This window comes from Campylobacter sp. IFREMER_LSEM_CL1097 (genome assembly GCF_025772225.1).
Classification (GTDB): domain Bacteria; phylum Campylobacterota; class Campylobacteria; order Campylobacterales; family Campylobacteraceae; genus Campylobacter_D; species Campylobacter_D lari_D.
On record NZ_JAKMRT010000011.1, the window covers coordinates 45,355 to 61,807 of the forward strand.

The 16,453-nt window shown below is 28.3% G+C and carries 14 protein-coding genes; 9 read left to right on the forward strand and 5 right to left on the reverse strand.

What is annotated here, in order from left to right; translation table 11 throughout:
- Positions 1 to 82: 82 nt before the first annotated feature.
- Genes murJ through rseP form a run of 9 tightly spaced genes read left to right on the forward strand, consistent with a single transcriptional unit; the run spans position 83 to position 10,376 of the window.
- Positions 83 to 1,537, forward strand: a complete 1,455-nt coding sequence (murJ, locus tag L8W64_RS05980) for a murein biosynthesis integral membrane protein MurJ (RefSeq protein ID WP_263659591.1) — start codon at positions 83 to 85, stop codon at positions 1,535 to 1,537.
- Positions 1,537 to 2,919: a cysteine--tRNA ligase gene (cysS, locus tag L8W64_RS05985; RefSeq protein WP_263659590.1), complete on the forward strand. Its 1,383-nt coding sequence runs from the start codon at positions 1,537 to 1,539 to the stop codon at positions 2,917 to 2,919. Before murJ ends, cysS begins: the two co-directional genes overlap by 1 nt.
- Positions 2,912 to 4,675, forward strand: a complete 1,764-nt coding sequence (locus L8W64_RS05990) for an ABC transporter ATP-binding protein (RefSeq protein WP_263666793.1) — start codon at positions 2,912 to 2,914, stop codon at positions 4,673 to 4,675. Before cysS ends, L8W64_RS05990 begins: the two co-directional genes overlap by 8 nt.
- 50 nt (positions 4,676 to 4,725) lie before the next feature.
- The gene (locus L8W64_RS05995) at positions 4,726 to 5,784 is read left to right on the forward strand and encodes a quinone-dependent dihydroorotate dehydrogenase (RefSeq protein ID WP_220566636.1); all 1,059 of its coding nucleotides are present in this window, start codon (positions 4,726 to 4,728) and stop codon (positions 5,782 to 5,784) included.
- Positions 5,781 to 7,034 (forward strand): M16 family metallopeptidase, encoded by a 1,254-nt coding sequence (locus L8W64_RS06000; RefSeq protein WP_263673173.1) that lies wholly within the window; start codon positions 5,781 to 5,783, stop codon positions 7,032 to 7,034. Before L8W64_RS05995 ends, L8W64_RS06000 begins: the two co-directional genes overlap by 4 nt.
- Positions 7,024 to 7,920 (forward strand): 4-hydroxy-tetrahydrodipicolinate synthase, encoded by an 897-nt coding sequence (gene dapA, locus L8W64_RS06005; protein ID WP_133319239.1) that lies wholly within the window; start codon positions 7,024 to 7,026, stop codon positions 7,918 to 7,920. Before L8W64_RS06000 ends, dapA begins: the two co-directional genes overlap by 11 nt.
- Positions 7,920 to 8,699: an enoyl-ACP reductase gene (locus L8W64_RS06010; RefSeq protein ID WP_263673175.1), complete on the forward strand. Its 780-nt coding sequence runs from the start codon at positions 7,920 to 7,922 to the stop codon at positions 8,697 to 8,699. Before dapA ends, L8W64_RS06010 begins: the two co-directional genes overlap by 1 nt.
- 38 nt (positions 8,700 to 8,737) lie before the next feature.
- Positions 8,738 to 9,268, forward strand: a complete 531-nt coding sequence (gene pgsA / locus L8W64_RS06015) for a CDP-diacylglycerol--glycerol-3-phosphate 3-phosphatidyltransferase (RefSeq protein ID WP_263673177.1) — start codon at positions 8,738 to 8,740, stop codon at positions 9,266 to 9,268.
- Between the two features lies 1 nt (position 9,269).
- A complete protein-coding gene (rseP, locus tag L8W64_RS06020) occupies positions 9,270 to 10,376 on the forward strand; it encodes an RIP metalloprotease RseP (RefSeq protein WP_263673179.1) in 1,107 nt (368 codons plus the stop codon).
- Here rseP and L8W64_RS06025 read toward each other — a convergent pair.
- From L8W64_RS06025 to L8W64_RS06045, 5 genes are all read right to left on the reverse strand, one after another.
- The gene (locus L8W64_RS06025) at positions 10,373 to 11,203 is read right to left on the reverse strand and encodes a hypothetical protein (protein ID WP_263673180.1); all 831 of its coding nucleotides are present in this window, start codon (positions 11,201 to 11,203) and stop codon (positions 10,373 to 10,375) included. The two genes, rseP and L8W64_RS06025, sit on opposite strands and share 4 nt — an antisense overlap.
- Before the next feature lie 11 nt (positions 11,204 to 11,214).
- The gene (locus L8W64_RS08920; protein WP_220566631.1) at positions 11,215 to 12,588 is read right to left on the reverse strand and encodes a methyl-accepting chemotaxis protein; all 1,374 of its coding nucleotides are present in this window, start codon (positions 12,586 to 12,588) and stop codon (positions 11,215 to 11,217) included.
- A complete protein-coding gene (locus L8W64_RS06035; protein ID WP_220566630.1) occupies positions 12,563 to 13,069 on the reverse strand; it encodes a PAS domain-containing protein in 507 nt (168 codons plus the stop codon). The genes L8W64_RS08920 and L8W64_RS06035 overlap by 26 nt, the downstream gene beginning before the upstream one ends.
- 59 nt (positions 13,070 to 13,128) lie before the next feature.
- On the reverse strand, positions 13,129 to 14,964 hold the full coding sequence (gene mnmC / locus L8W64_RS06040) for a bifunctional tRNA (5-methylaminomethyl-2-thiouridine)(34)-methyltransferase MnmD/FAD-dependent 5-carboxymethylaminomethyl-2-thiouridine(34) oxidoreductase MnmC (protein ID WP_263673182.1): 1,836 nt from the start codon (positions 14,962 to 14,964) through the stop codon (positions 13,129 to 13,131).
- Positions 14,961 to 16,453 (reverse strand): N-acetylmuramoyl-L-alanine amidase family protein (locus L8W64_RS06045; RefSeq protein ID WP_263673183.1); only part of this gene is annotated, 1,493 nt, incomplete at its 5' end. The genes L8W64_RS06045 and mnmC, both read right to left, overlap by 4 nt.

Here is a 16,453-nt window from a genome sequence, read left to right on the forward strand (position 1 = left end):
AAAATAAAATCAAAATTTAGTTAAAATTAGCTCTATTAAAAATTTTATAATACTCAAACTAATGTTTAAAGAATGAAAACTAATGAGAAAAAATATTGTTTTTAAAAATTTCATCATCAATGCCTTAGGAATTTTATTTTCTAGAATTATGGGCGTTTTAAGAGATATTGTTTTAGCTTTGTACTTAGGAGCTGGAATTTATAGCGATATTTTCTTTGTGGCTTTAAAAATGCCTGCTTTTTTTAGAAGAATTTTTGCAGAAGGGGCTTTTGGACAAGCTTTTTTACCAAGTTTTTTAAAAGCAAGTAAAAAAGGTGCTTTTTGTATAAATGTTTTATTGCAATTTAGTATTATAGTGTTTTTAACCTGTATTTTAGTGAGTTTTTTTGCTGAATTTTTTACAAAGATTTTTGCTTTTGGCTTTAATAAAGAAACAATTATCTTGGCTGCGCCTTTGGTTTCTATTAATTTTTGGTATTTGTTTTTTATTTTTTTGGTAACTTTTTTAGGCTCTTTATTAAATTATAAACAAAATTTTTTCATCACTTCTTTTTCTGCTTCATTTTTTAATCTTTTTGTTGTGATTGCAGGTTTTTTTGTCAATCAAGATGAGCCTTTAGAGGCCTTGTATTATTTTTCATATGCGACTGTCTTAAGTGGTTTAGCTCAACTTATATGGCATATTTTTGCTTTAAAAAATACTAGAATTTTAAAAAGCATGTATTTAAGCATAAAACTTAAAAAAACAAAGACCAATTTAGATAAATTTCATTCTACTTTTACCCATGGACTTTTAGGCTCTTCGGCAAATCAAATTAGTTCATTATTAGATACTACTATAGCTAGTTTTTTAATGGCTGGAAGTATTTCGTATTTGTATTATTCTAACAGAGTTTTTCAGCTTCCTTTAGCTCTTTTTGCAATCGCTCTAAGTCAAGTAAGCTTTCCAAAAATACTAAGACATTTAAAAGCAAATGAAGAACAAAAAGCCTTAGCTTTTATGCAAAAAGCTTTTGAATATTTAAGCGTGCTTTTGATTTTAGCTAGCATAGTAGGGATTATTTTAGCTAAAGAAATTGTAGAGTTTTTATTTCAAAGAGGAAATTTTAATCAAGAAGATACAAAAATCACTGCATTTTTATTACAAGCTTATCTTTTAGGACTTTTACCTTTTGGTTTGCAAAAACTTTTTTCTTTATGGCTTTATGCTAAATTTAAACAAAAAATAGCCGCTGTAATAGCCTTTAAAACACTTTTTATATCAGCATTTTTTAGTATAGTGATTATTTTACTTATCAAAGAAGAAGCTTATAAGAGCTTAGGCATTGCATTAGCTTCATCTATTAGTGCTTTTTATTTATTATATGCCAATATAAAAGAATTTGGCTTTAAAAATCTTTGGGGTATTTTTAGGATTAAATTTTGGCTTATTAGTATAGTATTTTTAAGTTTATTTGCTCTAAGCTTATTTGAAATTAAAGATATTTTAATACAATTTTTAATTGAAATTTATCATTTTTTTAAAGGTTTATTTTAATGGTTTTTTTTGATAGTGTTTTAAAGAAAAAATGTGAATTTATCCCAAATGAGGCAAAAAAAGCAAACATTTATCTATGCGGGCCTACTGTATATGATGATGCACATTTAGGACATGCAAGAAGTAGTGTTTGTTTTGATTTTTTAAGAAGAGTTTTACTAGCAAGTGATTATGAAGTGATTTTTGCTAGAAATTACACTGATATTGATGATAAAATTTTAAAAAAAATACAAGAAAGTGGTAAAAGTTTAGAAGAAATTACAAATTTTTATATTAAAAGATATGAAGAAGATATGCAAGCGCTTAATATCTTAGAACCTAACTTTAAGCCAAAGGCCACAGCTTATATTGAGCAAATGATTATATATATAGAAAAGCTTTTAGAGTTAAACCTAGCTTATAAACTTGAAGATGGGATTTATTTTGATACCAGCAAAGATGATAAATACTTTTATATCTCTAAAAGAAATTTAGAAGATAATCAATCACGCTTAGAAGAAAGCGTGGCTAAAAAAAATGATAGCGATTTTGTTTTATGGAAATTTGATGAAAAATTTTATCCTGCAAGTTTTGGCAAAGGAAGACCAGGCTGGCACACAGAATGTGTTGTGATGATAGAAAGTATTTTTAAAGATAAACTTGACATTCATGCAGGAGGCATAGACTTACTTTTTCCTCATCATGAAAATGAAGCTTGTCAATGTCGTTGTAAAAACAATCATGAGCTGGCTAATTTTTGGCTGCATAATGGCTTTGTGCAAATTAATGGTGAAAAAATGAGCAAAAGCTTAGGAAACAGCTTTTTTCTAAAAGATTCTTTAAAGCTTTTTAGTGGAGAGGTTTTGAGATTTTATCTTTTAAGTGTGCATTATAGAGCACATTTTAACTACGCTTTAGAAGACTTACAAGCTGCTAAAAAAAGACTTGATAAATTTTACCGTTTAAAAAAACGCTTAAATTTAAATGCTTTTATAGATGAAAAAACTACCATAGAAAGTGAAGTAGCTAAAAATATCTTAGAAGTTTTAAATGATGATTTAAATGCCTCTAAAGCCTTGGCTTTACTTGATGAGTTTATCAATGAAAGTAATATTTACTTAGATCAAAACCTAAAAGACAAAGCTTATAAAATACAATTAGAAAAAACCTTAAAAGAACTCGCTTTTATTTTTGGTATAGGTTTTATGGATACTATAAAATATTTTCAATTTGGCATTAGTGAAGAAAAATGTCAGGAAATAGAAGAAAAAATCGCTCTACGCAACAAGGCAAAGCAAGAAAAAAACTATGCCTTAGCAGATCAAATTCGTGATGATTTAGCTAAAGAGAATATTCTTTTAATGGATACACCAAATGGTGTGGTATGGGAGAAAAATGGATAAAAATTACAAAGAAATGAAGCTTAAAGAGGTTTTTACTCGCTTTAAGCCTTATTATAAAGATTATTGGTTTTATTTTGTTTTAGCTATTATTGGCATGCTTTTAACTAGTGGTGGAACGGCAGCTAGTGCATACATCATAGAGCCTATTTTAAATAAAATTTTTATAGAAAAAAATGTTGACTTGCTTTATTATATGCCTTTGCTTGTTGTTTTAATTTATGCTTTAAAAAATCTTGGTGCTTATATGCAAGTTTATTATATATCTTATGTTGGGACAGATATTTTAAGAAGATTAAGAGAATTAGTTCTTGGCAATCTTTTGCGCTTAGATATGAGCTTTTTTCATAAATACAGAAGTGGAGAATTAATCAGCAGATGTACTTCTGATATTGGAGCTTTACAAAATATAGTTTCTACTATAATACCTGAAATTTTAAGAGAAAGTTTAACCGCGATTGGACTTTTAAGTGTGGTAATTTATCAAAGTCCAAAACTTGCTTTTTTTGCTTTAGTTATTTTACCTTTAGCAATTTACCCTCTTGCTATTTTTGCTAAAAAGATCAAAAAAATAGGACGCAATACTCAAGAAAAAAATTCTGATCTTACTTCAAGATTAAGTGAAATCTTTTCTAATATAGAACTTATTAAAGCTTCTAATGCAGGTAAAAATGAAATGCAAAAATTCAGCCAAACTAATAGCGAAGTTTGCAAACTTTCCTTAAAAGGCATTAGAATTGAAGCTTTAAGTAGCCCTTTAATGGAATCTATGGGTTCAATTGGCTTTGCAATAGTAATTATAATAGGTGGTAAAGAAGTAATTGATGGAAGTTTAAGCATAGGTTCTTTTTTTAGCTTTACTACAGCTTTATTTATGGCTTATACTCCTATTAAAAGACTTTCTTCACTTTATACAAGATTGCAAAATGCAGTAGCAGCTAGTGAGAGAACTTTTTATCTAACTGATTTAGAACCACAAATTAAAGGTGGTGATGAAAAACTTGCAGAAAACATCCAAAATATTCATTTTAAAAATGTCTCTTTAAGCTATCAAAAAGATAAAATGGTATTAAAAGATGTAAATTTTTCTTTTGATAAAGGAGAAATTCTAGCCTTAGTTGGATCAAGTGGTGGAGGAAAATCTTCTATTATCAATCTTTTGATGTATTTTTTTGAAAAAGATAGTGGTGAGATTTTAATCAATCAAAAAGACATTAGCTCTTTTGATATTATTAGTTTAAGAGAAAATATTTCTTTGGTAACTCAAAATATTTATATATTTAATGACACTATAGCTCAAAATATTGCTTATGCTAAAGAATATAACGAAACACGCGTGATAGAAGTTTTAAAACAAGCTAATGCTTATGATTTTGTCCAAGAACTTGGTGGTATACATACTGAATTAAAAGAACATGGAAAAAATCTCTCCGGCGGACAAAAACAACGCATTGCCATAGCAAGGGCTTTATATAAAAATCCTCAAATTTTAATTTTTGATGAAGCAACTTCAGCACTTGATAATGAAAGTGAAAAAGCCATAGTAAGAACTATAGAAAGCTTAAAAAAAGATCGCTTAATACTCATCATCGCTCATAGACTTAGCACTATAGAAAATGCTGACAAAATTGCTGTGCTTGATAAAGGAAAAATAGCTTCTATAGGAAATGATGCTTATTTAATGCAACATTGTGAAATTTATCAAAAATTAAAACAAAAAGTACAAAAAACTGATAAAGTTAAAGAAAATGAAAACTAAGAATTATCATTTTTTTAGTAAAATATGCTATTTTGTAAAAAAGGAAAAATATGACTTATGAAAGTTTAAAACCTTTAATATATAAATTAGATCCAGAAAATGCCCATGCTTTAGCTGAATTTAGTATGCGAACGCTAGATTGTATATTTCCTGGAGGGCTTAGTTTTTTTGCAAAAGATTGTATAATAAATGATGAAATTTTAAATCAAGAAATTTTTAATTTAAATTTTTACAATCCTGTGGGCTTAGCAGGTGGCTTTGATAAAAATGCAACTATGATAAGACCGCTAAGTGCTTTAGGTTTTGGCTTTTTAGAATATGGAACTTTCACCCCAAAACCTCAAAATGGCAACGAAAAACCTAGACTTTTTAGACTTGTTGAACAAGAAAGTATTCAAAATGCTATGGGTTTTAATAATAAAGGTAAAGATGCTATCGCAAAAGAAGTAAAAAAAGTCTATCCTTTTAGCATACCTTTAGTAGCAAATATAGGCAAAAATAAAATCACTCCAAATGAAGAAGCTATTAATGATTATATTATTTTATTAAAAGAATTTAAAGATTTGTGCGATTTGTTTGTGATTAATATATCCTCTCCAAATACCAAAAATTTAAGAGATTTACAAAGTGAGGAATTTGTAAGCACCTTATTTAATCAAGCAAAAGAAATCACAAAAAAACCTGTGATTTTAAAAATTGCTCCAGATATGAGTATAGATAGTGCAATTTCACTTTGCAAAAGTGCTATTAGTGCAAAAGCTGATGGTATTATCATGGCAAATACTAGTATAGATTATTCTTTAATTGATAATACAAGAACCTTTGGTGGAATTAGTGGTAGATTAATCACTCAAAAAAGTGCGACATTTTTTAAAGAAGTAGCTAAAGAAATTTATCAAGATACTATTTTAATAGCAAGCGGTGGTATAGATAGTGCTGAACTTGCTTATGAACGCATTAAAAATGGAGCTAGTTTGGTTCAAATTTATACAGCTATGATTTTCAAAGGACCAAGCATTGTTAAAAATATCAATCAAGGATTAATTGAACTTTTAAAACAAGATGGTTTTAATCATATTAGTCAAGCTATAGGAGTTAATTTTAAATGATTAATTATAAAAAAATCACCCTTGAAAATGAACTTGAAATTTACACTTTACCTGTAAATAAAAAAAGCGGGGTTATAAGTGTAGATATTTTTTATAAAGTTGGCTCAAGAAATGAAAAAATGGGAAAAAGCGGCATAGCTCACATGCTTGAACATTTAAATTTTAAAAGTACAAAAAATTTAAAAGCAGGCGAATTTGATGAGATAGTCAAGGGTTTTGGTGGAGTGGATAATGCAAGTACTGGTTTTGACTATACGCATTATTTTATAAAATGCTCTAGTGAAAATTTAGACAAATCTTTGTGGCTTTTTGCTGAATTAATGCGTAATTTAAATTTAAAAGATGATGAGTTTCAGCCTGAAAGAAATGTAGTTTTAGAAGAAAGGCGTTGGAGAACTGATAATAATCCTTTAGGATATTTATATTTTAGATTATACAATCATGCCTTTTTACATCATCCATATCATTGGACTCCAATAGGCTTTTTTAAAGATATACAAAATTGGAAAATAGAAGATATACAAGATTTTCATCAAACTTTTTATCAACCCAAAAATGCTATTTTGCTTGTGAGTGGCGATATTAATGAAGATGAAGTTTTCAATCTTGCTAAAAAACATTTTCAAGATATAAAAAACACCAAAGAAATCCCTATAGTTCATGAAAAAGAACCTGAACAAGATGGTGCTAAACGCGTGATCTTGCACAAAGAAAGCGATACGCAACTACTAGCACTTGCATACAAAATTCCTGCATTTAATCATGAAGATATGCCAAAACTTTGCTCATTGAGTGAGCTTTTAGGAAATGGAAAAAGCTCATTAATAAGTGAAATTTTAATTGATAAATTAGAACTAATCAATGAATTTTATGCCTATGCAAGTGAAAATATAGATGAGAATTTATTTATATTTATTTGTGTTTGTAATGAAGGTATAAAAGCAGAAGATGTTGAAAAAGAGCTTTTGAAAATTCTTGAAGATGTAAAAAATGCCAAATTTGATGATGCTATCATGGAAAAAATCAAAAACACCGTAAAAAGTGATTTTATTTTTTCACTAAGCAATGCAAGTAGCGTTGCAAATATTTATGGATCTTATCTTGCAAAGGGTGATTTAAAACCTTTGCTTGATTATGAAAAAAATATAGAAAATCTAAGCAAAGATGATTTAATTCATTGTGCTAGAAAATACTTCAATGAAGACAAATCTACAACAATAATCTTAAAAAGGGGCGAAAATGGACAATAACATCATCATAGGAGCAATGACAGCTTTAATAACTCCGTTTAAAAATGGAAAATTAGATGAGCAAACTTACCATAAACTCATCAAAAGACAAATCGCAAATGGAATTGATGTAGTAGTGCCTGTTGGAACAACCGGAGAAAGTGCCACCTTAACCCATGAAGAACATAGAATTTGTATAGAAATAGCACTAGATGCATGCAAAGGAAGTTCTTGTAAGGTTTTAGCAGGAGCAGGAAGCAATGCCACACATGAAGCTGTAAGTTTGGCTAAGTTTGCACAAGAGCATGGAGCTGATGGAATTTTAAGCGTTACTCCATATTATAACAAACCCACACAAGAAGGTTTATATCTTCATTATAAAGAAATAGCAAAAAGTATAGATATACCTGTACTTTTATATAATGTCCCAGGAAGAACAGGGTGTGAGCTTCAAACAGAAACTATTATAAGATTATTTAGAGATTGTGAAAATATTTACGGAGTAAAAGAAGCTAGTGGAAGCATTGATAAATGCGTTGATTTGCTAGCGCATGAACCTAGAATGATACTTTTAAGCGGGGAAGATGCGATTAATTATCCTATACTTTCAAATGGCGGTAAGGGTGTGATTTCAGTTACTTCAAATTTACTTCCTGATATGATTTCAAAATTAACTCATCTAGCTTTAAAAGAAAAATACATTGAAGCTAAAAAAATCAATGATGAGTTATATAATATTAATAAAATTTTATTTTGTGAAAGCAATCCTATACCTATTAAAGCGGCAATGTATATAGCAGGTTTAACCCCTACTTTAGAATATCGTTTGCCACTTTGCAAACCTAGTGATTGCAATTTAACAAAAATAGAAGCGATTATGAAAAACTATAATATAAAAGGATTTTAATGGATACTTTTTTTCAAAATAAAACTTTAGTAATTAGCGGTGGAACAAGAGGGATTGGTAAAGCTATTGTATATGAGTTTGCAAAAGCGGGAGCCAATGTAGCTTTTACTTATAATTCTAATGCAGATTTAGCTCAAGAAATTGTGAAAGATTTAGAAAATAATTATAAAATCAAAGCAAAGGCTTATGAATTTAATATACTTGAACCAGAAACATATAAAGAGTTATTTGAAAAAATCGATCAAGATTTTGATAGAATAGATTTTTTCATCTCTAATGCTATCATTTCAGGTCGTGCCGTTGTAGGTGGATATACTAAATTTATGAAATTAAAGCCAAAAGGTATTAATAATATTTTCACAGCAACCGTAAATGCTTTTGTTGTTGGAGCACAAGAAGCGGCAAAAAGAATGGAAAAAGTTGGTGGGGGTAGTATATTATCTATTTCTTCAACAGGAAATTTAGTTCATATTGAAAATTATGCTGGTCATGGTACAGCTAAAGCAGCGGTTGAAGCTATGGCAAGATATGCTGCAACCGAGCTTGGTTCTAAAAATATCCGTGTAAATGTAGTTAGCGGTGGACCAATTGATACTGACGCGCTTAAAGCATTTACAAATTATGAAGAGGTAAAAAATGCAACTATCAATCTTAGTCCGCTAAACCGCATTGGACAGCCACAAGATCCAGCTGGCGCATGTTTATTTTTATGCTCTGATAAGGCAAATTGGATCACAGGCCATACTTTGATCGTAGATGGTGGCACCACCTTTAAGTAATATTACCTTAAGGGTGCTTTATAAAGGATTTTAAAAGTATGAATTTACCCAATATCTTAGCTTTTATAAGGATATTATTAGCTCCACTTTTGTTTTTTTTACTTATTAATGATTTTGAAAATATCCATCCTAGTTGGGTAAATTATTTTGCTTGTGTTATTTTTAGCATAGCTGCTTTAACTGATTTTTTCGATGGCTATATTGCAAGAACTTGGAATCAAACTACTAAACTTGGAGCTATTATAGATCCTTTAGCAGATAAAATGCTTATTCTAGCTGCATTTTTAGGGTTATTACTTACACAAAAAGCTGATCCATGGATGGTTTACATTATCTTAGTAAGAGAATTTTTCATCACCGGCTTTAGAGTGGTTATGGTAAGTGAAAAATTTGATGTAAGTGCTTCTTTTGCAGGTAAAATAAAAACAACTTTTCAAATGATAGCTATTATATTTTTAATCATGCAATGGCCTTTTGCCAATACATTGTTATTTATTGCTTTAGTGCTTACACTTTATTCAGCTTTTGAATACATACTAGCTTATGTAAAACATTTAAAAAAGGTATAAATTGAAATCATATTTATTTTTATTTATTATCTTAGCTATTGGCTTTAAATTTTATTCTTTTAGTTTTTTAATAACACTTTTAGTGATATCTTTTTTAATTTTTTTTCACGAATTAGGACATTTTTTAGCTGCAAAACATATGAGAGTTGATGTAGAAATTTTTAGCATAGGTTTTGGAAAAGCTATTTTTAAAAAAACTTACAAAAATACAGAATATCGCTTATCCGCCCTACCATTTGGTGGTTATGTTAAACTTAAAGGACAAGATGATTTAAATCCTAGTGAAAAAAATTATGAGCCAAATAGCTATAACACTTTAAGTCCTTTAGCTAGAATTTATATACTTTTTGCGGGACCATTTTTTAACTTTTTTCTAGCATTTTTACTTTATATAGCCATAGGTTTTTTAGGTGTGCAAAAACTTGCACCTGTTATTGGCAATATAGCACCAAACTCAGCTGCACAAAAAGCAAATTTACAAATTGGTGATAAAATCCTAGCTATAGATGGAGTTCAAATTCAAAGTTTTGAAGAAATTGGCAAACTTGTTCACGCAAAACCAACCCTGCTTGACATAGAACGCGATAATAAATTTATCAATATCACTTTAACACCGCGAATTGACCAAGGCTATAATGAGTTTTATCAAAAAGTTCAAAAACCTCTTATTGGTATAGCACCTAAGGGTGAGTTTGTTACTATTTATCACTCAGGAATTAGTAGTTTAAAATACGCTTATGAAGAAAGCATAGAGGCTTCTTTGCTTATTTTTAAAGGCCTTGCTAAAATCATCAGTGGGGAGTTAGATGCTAAAAATATGGGTGGAATCATCACTATGGTGGATATAACCTCCAAAGCAGCAAATACTAGTATAGTAGTTTTATTTTTAATCACAGCTTTAATTTCCATCAATCTTGGAGTATTAAATTTACTTCCCATTCCAGCGCTAGATGGAGGACATATACTTTTTAATCTTTATGAATTAATTTTTAAAAAAGAAGTACCAAAAGTATGTTTTGAATATCTTAGTTATTTTGGTATGGCTTTGCTTTTAAGCTTAATGGTATTTGTAACTTACAATGACATTACTCGTTTTATGAGCAATTAATAAGTCCTAGTAGCAAAATCATAGCGATTAAACTCGGCTATACTATTTTTACGATAAAAGCTATTATAAAATTGCTTACTTAAACTTTGCTCATAATTTAGTCTAAACTTAACCCACATTGCTGTTTGATCTTTTGCACTTGTTTTTTCATCTTGATAATTAAGCGATAAATCTAAAATAGAAATTGGAGAATAAGTAATGTTATACTGATTTTGTGTTTCTTTCATGTTAGAATTTACATTTAAAACATTTAAATAAGGTAAATCAAATACAACCCCAAACTCTGTACTATCATCACTATTATTTTCTTTTATATCATAATGATTAGCATATGCTTTAAAATATTGACTAAATTGCAATTCAGCACCAAAACTATTTTTTGCATAAGCTTGTTTATATTGATCATTAAAATAATTAAAACCCAAATTGATTTCATCAAATTCATAACGATTAATAATTCCCAAAGAATAAGCTTGCTCTAACTGCCCTATTCTTGCTTGTTTTTCTAAAAGTAAAGTAGCATTATCATAATCTAAAATTGAGTTGATATTTTTAATATTTACATTTAAAGCGTTATAATCTAAACTAGCTTCTGTTTTGTCCTTTGAGCTTAAATTTAAAACCTGCGCTAAAGAATTACTAGCAAAAGTACCAAAATCAACATTTTGAGCTTGATACTCTTGCGGTTTTTGAAAAAATACTTGTTTGGAAATTGCATTTGTTTTTTGTTCTTTAGTTATATTAACATCACCCTCACTTAAGCTCTCTTCTAAATTAGAAGCAAGCACATTTAAACATATACAACTTAAAAAAATGTATTTTTTCATTTAACCTCTTATTAAATATGTTTTTTATGCTCTATTTCGCTTATCATTTTTTCATTTATATCTTGAATTTGCTTAATATGTGCATAAATTTTTCTTTCCTCTTTGACTATTTGATTGTTTCTTATACAATCAAATAATTTTTCTATATAAGAATTTAAATTTTGATTTAAAACATAAATATTACTTGTAGAATCAAATTTGGCTAAATTTTTATCTTCTATATCTTCTATTTTGGAATTAATCACACAAGAGCAAGCTAAATATGTTTTTAAACAACACTCTAAATAAAGCAATATTTTATTAGTATCAACACTTGTCTTAGAAATCTCATCTAATAAAATTTTAGCTTTCTCATCAACACCGGTAAACACCTCTTGGAATTCTTCTAAACTTGAGTTAGATTTTTTAGCAACTTTATAAGCTTCATTAGTTATATTTTTAATATTACTCATTTGCTCTATTGATACTTTAATCATCACAGAAATTTCTTTGGCAGCCTCTTGAGTTTTTTCAGCTAAATGTCTTACCTCATCTGCAACTACCGCAAAACCTCTACCATGCTCTCCTGCACGAGCTGCCTCAATAGCTGCATTTAATGCTAAAAGATTGGTTTGCTCTGTAATATCTTCTATAATAGATATAAAAGAAGAAACATTATTAATTTGCTGTGAAAAAGTATCCATTAAAGTATGAATTTGAGTGATATTTTCGCCTAAATTTTGCAAATCGACTGAAATTAATTCTGCATTTTTGGCACTTTTTGAAGAATGAGTAGAAATATCATTTGCTTGCTCATATATATCATGCATAGTGCTTGCATTATCATTTAATTTCACATTAATCAAAGCTAATTCTTTTTGCAAAGAATCTGACATATCCTTAGAAACATTTTCAACGACAATACTTCTTATGGATAAATTTTGAGTTTTTTCTATTTCTAAAGTAGCTTCATTAATAATTTTAGCATTATATGCAAAAGTACCCATTAAGCCTTCTAATCTTGCTTTTCTATAAAATCTTTGTTCTTTTACAGCTAAAATAGCATTAAGAATTTCTCTATTAAAAGCCTCCATTTGATCAGCTAAATCATTCACAACCCAACTTAATTTTCCTACTCCAGATTTTGGAACAGCTATATGAGTAATTCTTGCTTCCAAATTTCCTTTTGTAAGCTCATTTAAAACTTGAGTAATCCTTAAAACTTCTTTATTTCTATAATAAGCACTAGCAAGTCCAAATAACACCACTAAAGTTCCAATCACACAAAAAATAAAACCAAAAATATTATTTTCTACTATTTCCAAGATTGCCATCAAACAAAATAAAAATAAAGCAAAATAATTTACAGATTGATTGATATTATATTGATAAAACCAATTCTTCATAACTCATCCCTTTTGTATTTAAATAATCATCAAGTTTCTTCCTTGATGCACCTTTTCCACCTTTTTGCTCTTCAATCAAAAGCTCTTTGTATAATTTTTCTATTTTTTCAACTGCTTCTTTTTTGGGTTTTAAACGCATAGAATAATACCCAACAACTTCTCCTTTGGAATCAAACGAAGGACTGACAAAAGCCAAAACCCAATAAAATGATCCATCTTTTGATAGATTCTTAACATAAGCTATAATCTCTTTTTTACTCTTAAGTCTTTCCCAAAGTAATTCAAAAACAACTTTTGGCATATCCGGATGACGCACTATGTTATGAGGTTTTCCCAATAATTCTTCCTCACTATAGCCCGAAAGAGAAATAAAGATTCTATTGCAATATATGATTTTTCCTGTAGTATCTGTTTTGGAAATAATCATTTGTCCGTCATTGAAAAATTTTTGATTATTATTTGGCAAAATTTTTCTTTTCATATACCCTCCTTAAAATATTAATTTTAATATATCAATATATAAAATTAATAAATCAAGGATTAAATAAGTCCTTTTTTAAGCTTTCTAATTAAGAATCTTGCAGGATGTAAGGCATATAAAAATTCTTTTTTTATTCTTGGCTCATCAAAAATCAATGAGCTCATCACTCTAGCACAAACAATAGCACTAGCAAAAGCTCTAGATCCATGAGCAATAGAAAAATACAAAGGAATAAAATCATTTGGTATGACTTGATTTTTATTTTTATGCCATAAAAGTGCTTTATAATTTTGCATATAAAAATTTTCATCGTAGGCTTGACCTGCTATGGCAAATCTATCACTAGAATATGATCTAAATCCTACTTTACCGCCCATTATCTCTAAATTTTCATCGTGCAAAAACTCTTTTACATTTTCAATATTTTGCAAATCATCATTTTTTAAAAGCGTTGTATCTTGATTAAGCCTATCATAACTTGCGCCAATAAGTTGTAAATTAAGCTCCTCATTAATAGGACAAATATATCCTTTAGAAGATAAGGCATGCGGGTTTTTTAAAAATGGTTTTAAATGAGTACATTGACCTCTTACACTACTTAATTTCATATATTTATACTCTAAAAAATTCTTAACATCAGCACCTTGAGCATAGATTAACACATCATAATCTTTTAAAATTTTTTGATTATTAAAATTTAAAGAAAACTTTTCATTTTTATAAGAATAATCTTTAAATTCATACTCAAAAAATACCCTAGCCTTGCTTTTTTGCAAAAGTGTCTTCACAAGCTCTTGAGGTTTTATACAAAATCCATCTTTTAAAAAGGCTTGATTGTTAATAATTTCAAATAAAACATTATCTTTTTGACTATCAAAACGCTCTTGCATAAGCTCATTATGAGCAAATTCATAAACCCCTTGTGGAGTTAAATTTAAAATTTGTCTATAAAATCTACTTGCTTCTAAAAAAGCATATTGTGAAAACTCACCCAATAAAACATCGGGTTTTAAAATCAAAGAGCTTAAAATTCCATTGATATTTCCAGAAGCGCCTTTTCCTAATGAATTTTCTTTTTCAAAAACATCTACTTGAACATTTCTTAAAGAAAGCTCATAAGCCATGCTTGCTCCGGCTATACCTGCTCCGATAATAGCTATTTTTTGAATCTCTTTTTTTAAAGATGGGGTATTAAAATATGCAAATTTATCTTCAAATTCTAAACCATTAAAAATGGCTTGTATCATTTCTCTTTTTCTAAAACCTTTTATCTTTTGCACTTGAAAATTGTTGTTAATTAAAGCCTTTTTTAAAACACTAGCAGAAGAAAAAGTTAAAATCTTAGCATTTATTTTTGAGTTTTTAGCAACATTGTTTATAATATTATTATCAAACATATCTTGATTTTTAGAAGGTGAGAAACCATCTAAATACCAAATATTTGCCTTAAAGTCTAAAATTTGTAAATTTTCTTTAGCATCACCAAGCACCAAATCTAAAAAACAATCTTGAAAATAAAACCTATAAACCCCATCCTTACATGGAGGATAAAAATTTAAAAATTGCTCTAAAACTTCTTCAAATTTCTCATAAAAACCAAGTTTTTTATAAATTTCTCTTAATTTATCTTTTTCTATATAAAAATTTTCAAAGCTAAGATAAAAAAGTCTTTGATTGTGTTTTTTTTCTTTTAAAAAACGCTTTAATGTAAGAAAGAAATTTAAGCCTATACCAAAACCAAGTTCTGCTACAATAGTTTGTTTGTTTTCAAAGTCAAAAGCATTTGTATATATAAATTTGCTTTCACTTAAACCATCACTAGAATTAAAATAATAATCATCAAAATCCAAAGAAAAAGGCGCATTATTTTTTATAATAATATTTGCTTTTTTCATTGATTCTTATAAAAATAACTTTCAATTCCATTGGCAATACCAATGGCTAATAATTCTTGGAAATTTTTATTTGTCAATCTATTTCTTTCACTAGGATGGCTAATATAACCTGTTTCAATCAAAATCGCTGGCATTTGTGCTCCTACTAAAACCCAAAACGGAGCCTCTCTAACCCCACCATCAACAACTTTATATTTTTTTCTTACATTGCTCAAAATTTTTTTCTGCACATCGATAGCTAATTTATTTGAAGCAACTATTTTTTCACGATTTAAAAAATTTAAAAATGTTTGCTTGGAAAAATAATTCATTTCTTCAAAATCTGATTGATTTTCTGCTTCAGCAGCTTTTTTACTTCTTTCGCTTCTTGCAGGAGATAAAAAGAAAGTTTCAATTCCTTGTAAAGTCTTAGCTCTTTGTTTATTTGGTGCTGCATTTGCATGGATAGAAATAAACAAATCTGCCATTTTCTCATTAGCCATGGAAGTTCTATCTCTAAGGTTTATAAATTTATCAGTACTTCTTGTGTAATAAATTTTATATCCTCTTTTTTTTAGCTCATTTCCAAGTTTTAAAGCAACACTTAAAACTACATCCTTTTCTCTAACACCCTTATCTCCTAAAGTTCCTGGATCCTTACCTCCATGACCTGGGTCAATTACTATAATTTTGCCTGATTTTTTGATAGTAGCTTTTGCTGCTTTTGAAGTATTTTTTACTGGCGTTTTTTTAATCTTTTTCTCAAATCCTACAAATAGCTCATCATCATCCAAATCAAGACTAGTCTTAAAATCACTAGTAGAATTTAAAACAATTCTTACTGTAGTTTTATTAAACTGCACTATTGTGATAGATTGATTTTTATTAATATCAATTTTTTTTCTATCACCTTCTAGAATGGCTTCAAAACTCACAATAGAGTGATACATTTTACCATCTTTAAAAGAGTTGATTTTAATATCTTCAATATCAATATCATTGTTTAATTTTAAATTAACACCACTTTTATCTTTACTTGATTTTAAAATATATAAAGGTTCATTTCTAACAACTTCTTTTTTAACTTCTGTTTTTTTAATCTCGCTTTGTTTTTTAACTATAGGTTTAGGTTCTTCTTTTTTTTCTATTTTTTCAAGTCCCATAAAAAGACTTTGATCTTTAAGCTCTATTTTTACTTTTAACTCTTTTTTAGAACTCAAAACTAAACGCATGCTAGTTGGATTAAATTGTGATACAATAATATCAAAATCTTTAAATTCAAAATTTCTCTTTGGCCCTTTTAAAATTCCATCAAAATCTGCAACATAACGAAAATTATCACCTTTTAAAGTAAAATTTTTTATATCTTTTTGGCTAATTTTTTCACTCAAATCAAGCAAAACACCATTATCTAATTTTTTAACATCAAGAATAAAAAGCTCTTTTTGTGCCGAAGTTTTTTTATCTTCTTTTTTATCTTCTTTTTTATCTTCTTTTTTATCTTCTTTTT